Annotated in this window: 12 protein-coding genes; 3 read left to right on the forward strand and 9 right to left on the reverse strand. The window is 69.3% G+C overall.

The annotated features are described in order from the left end of the window. Positions 1–98 precede the first annotated feature (98 nt). The 4 genes from ACZ6C1_RS20175 to ACZ6C1_RS20190 form a co-directional block, all read right to left on the reverse strand. A complete protein-coding gene (locus ACZ6C1_RS20175) occupies positions 99–1346 on the reverse strand; it encodes a cation:proton antiporter (RefSeq protein WP_469242479.1) in 1248 nt (415 codons plus the stop codon). A gap of 6 nt (positions 1347–1352) precedes the next feature. After that, entirely contained in the window at positions 1353–1838 is a 486-nt protein-coding gene (locus tag ACZ6C1_RS20180) for a cation:proton antiporter regulatory subunit (protein ID WP_469242480.1), read from the reverse strand. Between the two features lie 301 nt (positions 1839–2139). Beyond that, positions 2140–2826 carry a GTP cyclohydrolase I FolE gene (gene folE, locus ACZ6C1_RS20185; protein WP_469242481.1) on the reverse strand — a complete coding sequence of 229 codons (687 nt, stop codon included), beginning with the start codon at positions 2824–2826 and terminating at the stop codon, positions 2140–2142. A 53-nt stretch (positions 2827–2879) separates the two neighbouring features. Further along, positions 2880–3596, reverse strand: a complete 717-nt coding sequence (locus ACZ6C1_RS20190; protein ID WP_469242639.1) for a helix-turn-helix transcriptional regulator — start codon at positions 3594–3596, stop codon at positions 2880–2882. Positions 3597–3678: 82 nt separating this feature from the next. Here ACZ6C1_RS20190 and ACZ6C1_RS20195 point away from each other — a divergent pair, with 82 nt between their 5' ends. From ACZ6C1_RS20195 to ACZ6C1_RS20205, 3 genes are all read left to right on the forward strand, one after another. Further along, positions 3679–4116, forward strand: a complete 438-nt coding sequence (locus ACZ6C1_RS20195; protein WP_469242482.1) for a hypothetical protein — start codon at positions 3679–3681, stop codon at positions 4114–4116. A 217-nt stretch (positions 4117–4333) separates the two neighbouring features. Next, the gene (tal, locus tag ACZ6C1_RS20200; protein WP_469242483.1) at positions 4334–5449 is read left to right on the forward strand and encodes a transaldolase; all 1116 of its coding nucleotides are present in this window, start codon (positions 4334–4336) and stop codon (positions 5447–5449) included. Between the two features lie 243 nt (positions 5450–5692). After that, complete coding sequence (locus ACZ6C1_RS20205) at positions 5693–6925, forward strand: NAD(P)/FAD-dependent oxidoreductase (protein WP_469242484.1); 1233 nt, start codon at positions 5693–5695, stop codon at positions 6923–6925. A gap of 1240 nt (positions 6926–8165) precedes the next feature. On the opposite strand, the gene ACZ6C1_RS20210 is transcribed toward ACZ6C1_RS20205, so the two are convergent. The 5 genes from ACZ6C1_RS20210 to ACZ6C1_RS20230 form a co-directional block, all read right to left on the reverse strand. Continuing rightward, entirely contained in the window at positions 8166–8363 is a 198-nt protein-coding gene (locus ACZ6C1_RS20210) for a CU044_2847 family protein (RefSeq protein ID WP_469242485.1), read from the reverse strand. 391 nt (positions 8364–8754) lie between these two features. Continuing rightward, positions 8755–9192: a hypothetical protein gene (locus tag ACZ6C1_RS20215; protein WP_469242486.1), complete on the reverse strand. Its 438-nt coding sequence runs from the start codon at positions 9190–9192 to the stop codon at positions 8755–8757. A gap of 166 nt (positions 9193–9358) precedes the next feature. Then, positions 9359–10105: a ZIP family metal transporter gene (locus ACZ6C1_RS20220; protein ID WP_469242487.1), complete on the reverse strand. Its 747-nt coding sequence runs from the start codon at positions 10103–10105 to the stop codon at positions 9359–9361. Between the two features lie 194 nt (positions 10106–10299). Next, positions 10300–10500 carry a ferritin-like domain-containing protein gene (locus tag ACZ6C1_RS20225; RefSeq protein ID WP_469242488.1) on the reverse strand — a complete coding sequence of 67 codons (201 nt, stop codon included), beginning with the start codon at positions 10498–10500 and terminating at the stop codon, positions 10300–10302. Between the two features lie 389 nt (positions 10501–10889). Next, on the reverse strand, positions 10890–12023 hold the full coding sequence (locus ACZ6C1_RS20230; RefSeq protein ID WP_469242489.1) for a carboxylate-amine ligase: 1134 nt from the start codon (positions 12021–12023) through the stop codon (positions 10890–10892). Positions 12024–12338: the final 315 nt, after the last annotated feature.

Raw genomic sequence — 12338 nt, forward strand, 5'->3', positions numbered from 1 at the left:
CCTTGACACCATCCACAGATTCGCACGAGGGGCGGTAAGTAGCAGCCCCCCCCCCCCCCCCCCCCCCCCCCCCCCCCCCCCCCCCCGGCTGTCCCCGCTCACGCGCGGCCGGCCGGGTCCTGGTCCGGTACGGCCTCCGGGTGTCGCGCGGAGGACGGCGGCGTCGCGGCCGGGCCCGGCTCGTCAGGGCTGCGGCGCGTGCTGATCCAGACGGCCACGGGTTCGGTGTAGCGGGCGGTCAGAGGCCCGATCACCACCAGGATGAGGACGTACGCGGTGGCCAGCGGCCCCAGCGCCGGTTCGATGCCCGCGGTGACGGCGAGACCGGCGATGACGATGGAGAACTCGCCGCGCGCGACCAGCGTTCCGCCGGCGCGCCAGCGCCCCTTCGTGCCGACACCGGCGCGCTTCGCCGCCCAGTAACCGGTGGCGATCTTCGTGAGGGCGGTGACGAGGGCCAGGGCCAGTGCGGGCAGCAGCACGGGCGGGATGCTGGCCGGATCGGTGTGCAGGCCGAAGAAGACGAAGAAGACCGCGGCGAACAGGTCCCGCAGCGGGCTCAGGAGCGTATGGGCACCCTCGGCGACCTCGCCGGACAGGGCGATGCCGACCAGGAAGGCGCCGACGGCGGCGGAGACCTGGAGCTGCTGTGCGACACCCGCCACCAGCAGGGTCAGGCCGAGGACCACGAGGAGCAGCTTCTCGGGATCGTCGCTGGAGACGAAGCGGGAGATCAGCCGTCCGAAGCGGACGGCGACGAACAGCACCGCACCGGCGACGGCGAGAGCGATCGCCAGCGTGGCGCTGCCGGCGGCCAGGCTCACCCCGGCCAGCAGTGCGGTGACGATGGGCAGGTAGACGGCCATGGCGAGGTCTTCGAGAACCAGGATGCTGAGGACGACCGGGGTCTCGCGGTTGCCGAGACGGCTCAGGTCGCCCATCACCTTGGCGATGACGCCGGACGAGGAGATCCAGGTCACTCCGGCGAGCACCACCGCGGCGACCGGGCCCCAGCCCATCATCAGCGCCGCGACGGCGCCGGGCACGGCGTTCAGGGTGAAGTCGACCAGACCCGCGGGGTACTGCGTCTTGAGGTTGGAGACGAGATCGCTGGCGGTGTACTCCAGCCCGAGCATCAGCAGCAGGAGAATGACGCCGATCTCGGCGCCGATCGCGACGAACTCCTCACTGGCGGGCAGGGGCAGCAGGCCACCCTCGCCGAAGGCGAGACCGGCCAGCAGATAGAGGGGTATGGGCGAGAACTTGAGCCTGCCCGCGACCCGGCCGAGCAGGCCGAGACCGAGGATGATCGCACCGAACTCGATCAGGAAGACGGCGGAGTGCACGGGCGATCACTCCCGTCCGAGTATCGCGGCGGCCGCGTCGACGCCCTCGCGGGTGCCGATCACGATGAGGGTGTCCCCGCCGGCGAGCCGGAAGTCGGGCGCGGGGGAGGGGCGCGCCTCCGCCCGGCGCAGGACCGCGACCACCGACACACCGGTCTCGGTACGCATCCGGGTCTCGCCCAGCACGCGGCCGTTCCAGTACGAGTGCGCGGACAGTTCGATCCGCTCGGCGACCAGACCGAGATCGGTGGTGTGCAGCAGGTTGGGGCTGTGGTGGTCGGGCATCAGCGCGTCGATCAGGGACGCCGTCTCCGCACCCGTGAGGTGCAGCGACTGCGCGCAGGCGTCGGGGTCGTCGGCCCGGTAGACGTTCACCGTCCGGGTTCCGTCCCGGTGGGCGATCACCGACAGGTGCCGGTGCTCGCGGGTGCTGAGGTCGTACTGGACCCCGATGCCTGGCAGAGGTGTCGTACGCATCCGTGGAGCAGGCACAGCCCATCCCCTCTGTTGTCTGTTTGTTCGTTGCGATGGTGCAGCGGAGCGCGGCGGGACCGGGCAGGTGATCCGGCGCGGCAAGGGCTCATGGTGCCAGGCGCGAACAGGGGCGGGACATGGGCGTCGCCACGGATGGACGGGCGGTGCCGCCCCTCGGCAGGGTGGGGCGGGGCAGCAGGCGCAACCGCAGGTCACTGCCGGGACGACGCCCGGACGTGAGGCGTCGGCCGTGAAGGCGGTCGACGGCGCGCAGGCCGATCGCCAGAGTGAAGCCGTTGACCGCGGCCACGGAGGCCTGTCAGGCGGTCAGGCCGGTCAGCGCGAGGAATTCGGCGCGGGAGCGGGCATCGTGGCGGAGTGTGCCGAGGAGGGTGGAGGTGAGGGTGCTGGAGCCGGTGGCTTGGACGCCGCGCAGGGTCATGCAGGTGTGCTCGGCTTCGATCACGACACCGACGCCCTTGGGTTCGAGCTGAGCCTGGAGCCAGTCGGCGACCTGCTTGGTCAGGCGTTCCTGAACCTGGGGGCGGCAGGCGAAGTGTTCGACGACGCGGGCGAGTTTGGACAGGCCGAGGATGCGGTGGCCGGGCAGGTAGCCGACGTGGGCGGTGCCGACGACGGGCAGCATGTGGTGTTCGCACACCGATCGCACGGGGATGCCGCGTGCCAGTACCAGCTCGTCATAGCCCTCGTCGTTGGGGAAGGTCGTCAGGTCGAAGGGCCGCGGGCTGAACAGTTCGGCGTAGGCGCGGGCCATGCGGCCGGGAGTGTTGAGAAGGCTCTCGGTACTGGTGTCGATGCCAAGGGCAGCAAGGAACCGGGCGGCGGCGCGTTCGGCTTCGGCCAGATCGACACCGCCGGTGTCGTGGACGACGCGCAACGGGGTGACGGACGGCGTCGTGCTCCGGACCGCCGGTATGGCGGCGAAGCCGGGGGAGAGGCCGCCCTCGTCGACTGCCGTGTCCGGGGCCGGTGTGGCGAAGTCCATGACGTACTCCTCGGGGTTGGACAGGTCCTGCGGGCGGCGGGTAGGGGCAGCTCTCAGGGGTGATGCGCCCTCGTGGGTGGTGAGGAAGCAGGCTGCAGGCGCACGCAGCAGTGGCCGGGGCTGGGCTCCAGGAACGCCTGGAGCCCTTCTTCGGCGATTCCTTCCAGCACGCCGCGCAGCAGGTGGAGGTTCATGCCGCACACGGTCTGGGTGTGGTCGCGGGCGAGGGCGTGGAAGGGACAGTTGCCCAGGACGATGGCGTCACCGTCGTAGCGGGGTTCGAACCCGTTGCCTTCCAGCAGGTCGAAGACACCCGCCTGCTTCTGCCCGGCGAGCTGTCTGCCCAGCTCGTGTGCCTTTCGGTGCAGGACGGGCCGCACCGGTTCGCCGGTGGCCTCGGATTCCTCCAGGGCCTGGGCGAGGAGCCGTCCGGCGAGTTCGTAGTGCCGCTCCGGCAGGCTGACCGTGACCTGCTTGCCGGAACGCTTGTACAGCTTGGCCGGCCGGCCGGCTCCCGGACCGGTGCGTCCGCTGCGCCGCTCGTAGACGACGTCGAGGAGTGCTTCCTCGGCCAGGCGGTCCAGGTGGAATGCCGCGGTCGCCCGGGCAAGGCCGAGGGCTTCGGCGGCTTCGTCGCGGCTGACCGGTCGCGGCTGGCGCACGACGTGGTCGTAGAGCCTCCTGCGGGTCGGCTCGTCGAGCGCGGCCACGGCGGAGACATCGGTGCCGGCATCCGTGCTGGGTGCTTCTTTCGGGTCGTCCACGAACACCAGTGTAAAACACAAAACCATTGACTAAAGAAGAGGCGCGTACTTCTATTGCTAGTAAGTGTTCTCGATAGAAGGAGGCGTCATGTCGTCCCCAACCACAACCGCCACGTCCGTCACCCCGCGGCGGGCCGCACTCACGGACCCCGGCTATCAGGCGTTCGTCATCCTGCGCACCGGCTTCACCGTGGCGCCGATCCTGTTCGGGCTGGACAAGTTCACCAACCTGCTCGTGGACTGGCCCGTCTATCTCGCGCCGTGGATCAACGACATCGTTCCGGGCAGCGCTCAGGCCGCCATGTACGCCGTCGGAGTCATCGAGATCGTGGCCGGCATCGTCGTCGCCCTGTTCCCGCGCTTCGGCGGCTGGCTGGTCGCCGGATGGCTCGCCGGCATCATCATCAGCCTGCTGACCATCCCCGGGCACTACGACATCGCGCTGCGCGACTTCGGCCTCCTGCTCGGCGCGGTCGCCCTGGCCCGGCTCGCCCAGCGCTACCACGGCAAGCGGCCGTCGCACTGACGACAGCGGCAGCCGCAGAAGGCGGAGCGGCGGGTGTGCCCCTCCATCGGCCCACCCGCATGGCCGCCCGTGGCGGCCGCGACAAGCCGCAGCCGCCACGGATCCGCCCGGCGTCGATTCGCCGACGGGGCCGCCCGCCTCATGGGCGAAGTGGTGTGCCGCTCGCACCGATGACCCCGGGGAGCACGGAGAGGCCATCGCCCGAAAGGAGAAGGCCATGAGTGAGAATCTGGACCGGCTGGCCGCCGAAGGAGTCGCCGTCTGGCTGGATGATCTGAGCCGGGAGCGGCTCGCCGGTGGCCAGTTGGCCGACCTGGTGCGTGAACAACGGGTGGTGGGCATCACCAGCAACCCGACGATCTTCGCCAAGGCGATCCGCTCGGGTGCCCGCTACGACGAGCAGGTCGGTGACTTGGCCCGGCGCGGGGTGCGGGTCGAGGAAGCCGCCCGGCTGCTGACCGCGTTCGACGTGCGCTGGGCCTGCGACCTCCTGCGCCCGGTGTACGAGGCCAGTGACGGGGTCGACGGGCGGGTGTCGCTCGAAGTGGACCCGCGCGTCGCCCACGACACGGCGGCAACGGTCGCCGAGGCACGGGCCCTGTGGTGGCTGGTGGACCGGCCGAACCTGTTCGTGAAGATCCCCGCGACGCGGGAGAGCCTGGAGGCGATCAGCACCGCACTCGCCGAGGGCATCAGCATCAACGTGACACTGATCTTTTCCCTGGACCGCTACGACCAGGTGCTCCGCGCCTTCCTGAACGGCATGGGCCGGGCGCACGCGGCGGGACGTGACCTGGCGTCCATCGCGTCGGTGGCCTCCTTCTTCGTCAGCCGGGTGGACACCGAGATCGACAGGCGACTGGACAAAATCGGCACGCCGGAAGCACAGGAGCTGCGAGGACAGGCCGCGGTCGCCAACGCACGCCTGGCCTACCAGCGCTTCGAGCGGGCCCGGGCATCAGACCGATGGAGGGTCCTGGCGGCGGCCGGGATGCGTCCGCAACGCCCGCTGTGGGCCTCCACCGGGGTGAAGGACCCCTCCTACGCCGACACCCGCTACGTCGACGACCTGGTGGCGCCGGGCGTGGTCAACACCATGCCGGAGCAGACCCTGCGCGCGGTCGCGGACCACGGCCGCATCCAGGGGGACACCATCCACGGCACATACGAGCAGGCCCAGCAGGTACTGGACGACCTGGAGGAGCTCGGCGTGTCCTATGACGACGTGGTGCGTGTCCTGGAGGATGAGGGCACAGCCACGTTCACGGCGTCCGGCAACGAGCTGTTCGAGCAATTGGGCACCGCGCTGCACACCGAGCGCGCCGCAGCCTGATGCGGTCGTGCGGGGCCCGTTCGGCGTCCGCACCACCTGGGTGTGCGCGGGACCACCCCGCCGACCTGACGCCCCCGGCCCCGTGCGCCTGCGGATCGGGAGGACGGGCCCGGGAAACACCTCAATCGCCCACGGCGCGGCGCCAACCGCGACGGGCCGGCCACATGCGGCGCCGACGGGGCCGGCTCGCCGAGCGGACCGCCATCGGTCTGCCGGCATTGTCAACGCAGCAGAGGAGAGGACATGGCCGCGAACGCAGCATTCGTCATCGTCGGAGCCGGCCTGGCTGGTGCCAAGGCAGCACAGACCCTCCGGGAAGAGGGCTTCGACGGCCCTGTCGCGCTGCTCGGAGAGGAGAACGAGCGCCCCTACGAACGGCCGCCGCTGTCCAAGGGCTACCTGCTGGGCAAGGACGAGCGTGAGAAGGTCTACGTCCACCCTTCCCAGTGGTACGCCGAACACGGCGTCGACCTGCGCCTGGGCGCCACCGTCACCGCGATCGACCCGGCCGGACACGAGGTGGCGCTCGCCGACGGCAGCAGGCTCGGCTACGCCAAGCTGCTGCTGACCACCGGCTCCTCACCGCGCCACCTGCCCGTACCCGGAGCCGACCTCGACGGGGTCCACTACCTGCGCCGCCTCGCCGACAGCGACCGCATCAAGGAGGCCTTCCGGGCCGCCTCCCGCATCGCGGTGATCGGCGCCGGCTGGATCGGTCTGGAGACCGCGGCCGCCGCCCGTACGGCCGGTGTGGAAGTGACGGTCCTGGAAGCGGCGGAACTGCCCCTGCTGCGCGTGCTGGGGCGTGAAGTGGCGCAGATCTTCGCCGACCTGCACACCGATCACGGGGTCGATCTTCGCTGCGGTGCGAAGGTCGCCGAGATCACCGGCATCGGCGGGCACGCGAACGGAGTGCTGCTGGCCGACGGCAGCCGCATCGACGCCGACGCCGTCATCGTAGGGGTCGGCATCACCCCCAACACCCGGCTCGCCACCGCCGCCGGCCTCGACGTCGACAACGGCATCCGCGTCGACGCCCACCTGCGCACCTCCCACCCGGACATCCATGCCGCCGGAGACGTCGCAAACGCCTTCCACCCGCTGCTCGGCAAGCCCATCCGCGTCGAGCACTGGGCCAACGCCCTCAACCAGCCGCACGTCGCGGCCAAGGCGATGCTGGGCCAGGACGTCACCTACGACCGGATGCCCTACTTCTTCACCGACCAGTACGACCTGGGCATGGAGTACACCGGCTACGCCGAACCCGGCGGTTACGACCAGGTCGTCTTCCGGGGCCGAACAGACACCCGCGAGTTCATCGCGTTCTGGCTCGCCGAGGGCCGGGTGGTGGCCGGCATGAACGTCAACGTCTGGGACGTCAACGAGTCGATTCACCGCCTGGTCCGCACGAGGGTTCAGGTCGATCCGGACAGGCTCGGCGACGCCGGCGTCCCACTGGACGAGGTCGCCGGGTAACGCACCATCTCCCTGGCGCCGCGCCTGCCGGCTCCGGGTGCGAGGCGCGCCCGGAGGCAACGGAAGGGCGCCCGACCGGCATCTGCCCCGGTCGGGCGCCCTCTTTCCACATCCAGAAGAAGCCCGTCTTCTTCGGGGAGTACGACACCAGGAGGTTCTTCGAGTGCTGGTGGTACAAGGAGCGTGACCCTCTTGACCTGCGGAAAGGACCGGCCTGGGGGTCGAGGTCGGTCGCGCGGTCCGGATAGGGTCCGGATCTTGGTGCACCGGTCGGTTCGTTCGTTGCCTATGACGCGAGTTTGACGGCGCAGCAGCCCGCCCCCTAACCAATTCGACCTGCGGCATCGTCGGCGGACCAGCGGGGCGGAGTACGACGAGGCGTTCCTCGAATGGATCTTCTGGGGTACCTGACCACCGTCGAACTGGGCAAACACCTGATCAAGTCACGTACGTACCGTCCCCATCCGCGGCTTGCGGCCCGTCCTGGACGAGTTGATGCCACGGTCGATGGGCGCGAGCACGGCTTTGAGGGGGCAGAAGTGTGGGACACGGCGGTCGTTCAGATTCTTCCGGGAGATGTTGCGTGTGACGCGTGAGCAGAGTTCGGTTGCCCAGTCACTGGCGGATGCCTGTCGCAGTTGGAAATCCGCCCTCATAACGAAGCCGGCTCCGTTCCCTGGGTGGCGTCCACTGGCACGCTCAGCAAGAGCCGCTTCCCGTCGGGGGAGGGCACGACGGCCCGAAATGTGAGCGGCCGCGGGGATACGGGTTCGGGTGACGGGCCGTCAGGGCCCCACCGCTCCACCATTCCCCGGCCCTCACGCTGACGGACTCGCCGCTGTTGGAGAGAAACGTCGTGGCGCGGGTGGTGTCGGAGGAGAGGGTGGTCTCACGGTGCCCGCCCTCGGCGTCCCGCACCTCCGCGCTCGCATCCTTGCCGATCAGCAACAGGCGTCGGCTTCCACGCCGCGCATGTCCGGGGTCCTCACGGCGATCCGCTCGGACGCCGGGTCGGCTGCGAGAGTGGTTGCATACCGGTTCCGGTCGACCTCCGAGCTTTCCCGGAACAAACAGCAGCGTCTCACCCACCTTGCGGCCGGTTGTGACGTCCCCCTGCGAGACAGTGCTTCCCATCAGGACGATCAGGTGGCCGTGCCGGGTGAATCCCAGGTCACGGTCCCCCGCGTCGTCGGCGCCGACCCGAGGGGCGGCTCGACCTGTATGTGCCGGAATGCGTTCGTCACCGCGACGCCCCTCGCACCCTGTCCCGTCCGGCGTTGCGGGCAGCGACAGCCGGGGTGACCGGAACAGCCTCCGGCTGCTGCTTGTCCCACTCCATTGTGACAGTGAGCGACCCCTCACCGGCGGTCTTGGCGAGAAAGACACCCGCCTCCGCCGACAGCTTCAACTCGAGCTCAAGAGCGACCACGTGGCCCATCGAGTCGTGCTGCCACGTGTCCGCCCATAGCTCAGGCGTCGGGCGAGCAGGTGCCGGTGCCTGGTGAGGCAGTGGCGCGCAACAGTTGGCGGAACTCGTCGGTCACAGTGCCACGGGGTCTTGAGAGCCTGCTGCCCCCCGGCAATCCGTCCCGCCGTCTGTCTTGTCTGGGCCCCGCCGTGTGCCAGGCTCTCGCCTGGCGTCGCGTCGCGGCCGTTGTCGCCCGTTCATCATGCCGCTACTCGGCGGCGACCGTCCTGTCGGGCGCCGGTCGGTCGACCTCCGGCCTCCGCCGCCCCGGGAGGGGGCCGTGCTGTGCCGCCTCTTATCGCTCCCGGAAGGCTGTGCCGGGATTGCACACACGAACGAGAAGGCAGCGAGAAGGCTGACGTCAGGCGTCGCGTCTGACCGCGAGGAAACTGGCGGTCTGGCCCGCCCGGGCTAGGTTGGCGCCGCTTCCATGGTCCGCCGCACGCAACACCGTCCCGGCCAGGGTCTGCCGTTGGTTGATTCCTGCGGCCCAGTGAGGTAGGACGATCCCGTTGTACTCGTAGTGGAAGTCCGCGATCGGTGTGTTCGGCTGTCCTCGTCCCGTGAGGGTGAAGTGCACGCCGGCGCCGTTCGTGGCCTTGCCGGTGATGTTCATCGCGAGGGATTCCTCGCCTGGTGCTGTGGGGAAGACGAGGGCTCCGCTGATTACCCCGCCCGGCTCGACGGAGAGCCTCAGCTCCAGTTGGGCGAACCGGAGGTTGTTGAAGTCACCAACCGGCTCGGGTCGGTCGAGGAAGCTTCGGTACGTGTACGTTCCGACAAGGTCAGCTATGTCCATTCCGGCCTCCGTGTCTCGATCACGTAGTGATCAGCGAGACGCTGCCGATGCGATGAAGGCGCGGCAGCGGATGAGGTGCCTGCCGCGCACACCGCTGCGGGGGCATCAACTTCCAGCATCGCATCGGGTCACGCGGAAGCAAATCGAAGCAGCCGAAGAAACGAAGCTAGTGCAGGAGCAGCGTGGCCACCGCAGTGACGACGACCGCCGACCCGAGCGCCAGCAGTACGGGCGGCTGGGGAAACTCCTTGGCACGCTGTCGATGCTGAGCCACCGCCAGGGCCGTCAGCGCACCCCGCAACAATACGCCCGCGATCAAGGCGAGCAGCACCACGTGTACCCACTCCGGCACTGGCGCCACCTGGGTAACCCAACCGCCCACGAGCGGGCTCAGGCAGACGGCGCCCAGCCACGGGGTCAGGCGTCGCCGACCCCGCGCCTCGAGGACTGCGGTCAGCGCGAGACCCTCGCTGACCGAGTGCACGAACAGCGCGGCCACCACGGGAACCGAGGGCAGCAGGACCACCGTCATGCCCTCCACGAAACGGTGCAGTACCAGGGCGACTGCCGTCGCCCCGCAGGCCAGGCGCCCCGGCGCACCCCGGCGGCCCCTCAAGCGCCCCGCAGAGGCGAGTACGAAGGCCACCACTACGGCGACCGGCACCACCCAGCCGGAGAGCCCCACATGGCCCGCCTCGTGAAGGGCGTGCGGCACGATGTCGGCGCAAGCCACTGCCAGCAGGGCGCCCGACGCGGCCCCGAGTAGCACCGTCGAGCGATGCCACCAGCGCCGCTCCAGCCAGGCCCCGACCAGTGTCCCCGCCACGATCAGCATCAGTCCCACATACTGCCCGCGGTCGAACTCCCCCAAGGACAGCACGGACCCCGCCCCCGTTTCGACCACCGCGACCATATCTGTTCACCTTTCGTGAGGCGACTGCACTAAGGAGCGTCGCTGTGACGCTTTCACGTTTCGTGCCGGGCCGCATAAAGGGGCCAATGGATGAACGCACCTTCTGGCCCTCGACAACGGGGTCGTCAGGCCTCTCGATGCGGGACTACATATCGAGCGCCTGCTTGCTAAATCCGGTGGGCGAGACTGACAGCTCAGGCTGCACACCACCGGGAAAGAGGCCCCGGATATTTCGGCACAAGGTTCCTATCGGCGATGCGTTGTGTCCCGCCGGTCGTGGTGAGCATGTTGCAGGCCAGGCCCATGTGCGACATCTCATCGACAGTGATCGCGAGAATCGTCTGGAAGACTTCCGATCCTTGATCCGACTGTTCGATTGACCAGAGACCACACAAATAGGGGGAATGTTGCGAGCTTCGGCATGATGTCCTGCTGCAGCGACTGCTTCAGCCAAAGTTCGTCGTTCTCCTTGGGAACGGTTTGGCACGAGAGGCCCTTGTCTCTTGTGAGGGTGCGGTAATCATGAAGCGAGACGGCTGGGAAGGCGACGGTGTGCGGCAGCGTGATCACGGAGCCCACTCGTTCGGTGGAGGGAGGCGGCCTCGCCCCACCGGTAGGGATGCGTCGGGAGGAGCATGTTTGCCTGCCGGAGTTCGCGGTCTTCTTCCGCCGATCACCGCTGTGTACGGTGAATGATGTCCAGAGCACATGCCTTGGCCGCAGCGGCCCGGCCTCCCGCTCGTCTACAAAGACCAGCCGCCGGGCCGCGACCCCGGGCCCGAGGTTAGGCTCCGTGCTGCGTGCCGTGCGCCTCCAGCGTCCGCCGGGACATCTCATCGACGACGTCGCGTAGGTCACCGCGGCGTGCATGGGCCGTGCGCTGATGCTGCGCGCCGCCGCCCTCGCGGTACCATCGCCGCAGTGCCTGGGTGACCTCCCGCAGTTCGCCGGACTCGGCAAGCACGGGCCGTGTCCGGTCCAGCAGTCGGCGCACGCACTCGTGCACGGGGAGAAGGCGCCCGCTGGATACGTCGACCCCGTGGCCGCGCAGGCCGTCGCGCGCGGCGCGCCAGTAGGCGGTGCTTAACACGGGTTCGGGCAGTTCGGGGCCCGGGTCACCGTGGCGTACGCGTTCCAGGGCGGTGACGACCAGGGCTCGAATCGTGACGGCGAGAGCGGCTACGACCCGGGCGTCGGCGACGGCGTCCATGGGGCGTACCTCCACCGTCGGCAGGTGCCGGGAGGCCCGCACGTCCCACCACAGCATGCCGTCATCCAGTACGGCCTGCGCCTCGTGCAGGCCGGCGACCACCTGCTCGTAGTGGTCCATACCGGTAAAGTACGGCGGTGGTCCGCACACTGGCAGGGCGTGCGCGGCCATCGTCCGCCAGCTGGCATACCGGGTGTCGCGCTCGAGCCAAAACGGCGAGTTGGCCGACAGCGCGATCAGCACCGGGAGCCAGGGACGCAGATGGTTGCCGACCAGGAGTGCCTCTTGACGGTCGGGCACCTGTACGTGGACGTGCATGGCGCACATCACGGCGCTCTCCGTCCTGAACCCGAAGTGGTCCCGGGAGACCTGGTAGCGGTGCACGTCGCGAAGCGGCGCGGTGCCGCTGACACCCAGTACGGGTGTGCCGGAGGCATAGATGGCGACCCCCTCGGTAGCGGCAGCCTCCGCCATGGACGCTCGCATCGCCGTGATGTGGTGGTGGACCTCCCGCATGTTCGAACACGGTGTGGTCTTGACCTCGATCTGGCACTCCATTAGTTCACCGGAGACCTGATCACCCAGCAGGGCCGTCGCCCTGCGCAGCACACGGGAAGCGCCGTCGGCGCAGACGCGCCGGTTGCTGTCGGTGAGGAAGTACTCCTCTTCGACGCCCAACAGGGGCAGGTCGCCGTTGATCCTTGTCACCTGGCCGCCTTCATGTCTGCTGGCAGGATCCGCGGCCCGCCCCGCCGTGCGGGCGCCTGGCCGACGTCCACACCATAGTTGGCCGCGACCCGCGGGGCTGCGTGACGTCACCGCTGCCCCGCCACCTCACCCGAGCGGCCCCAGAGCACACGTGTCATCTGAATTCGCCGCTGGACTTCCCGCACACCGGTCGGGCGGGGGAGGTAAGCCGTGCTGGGAAGAAGAGTGCAATGCAGGACGGTCCCACTATTCCCAAGTGGTGCGAAATTCCGCTGGAGATGTCACCGTGGAACCCTCCACCCGGCACCCCGGGCA

The sequence above is a fragment of the Streptomyces sp. NPDC041796 genome, assembly GCF_055590785.1.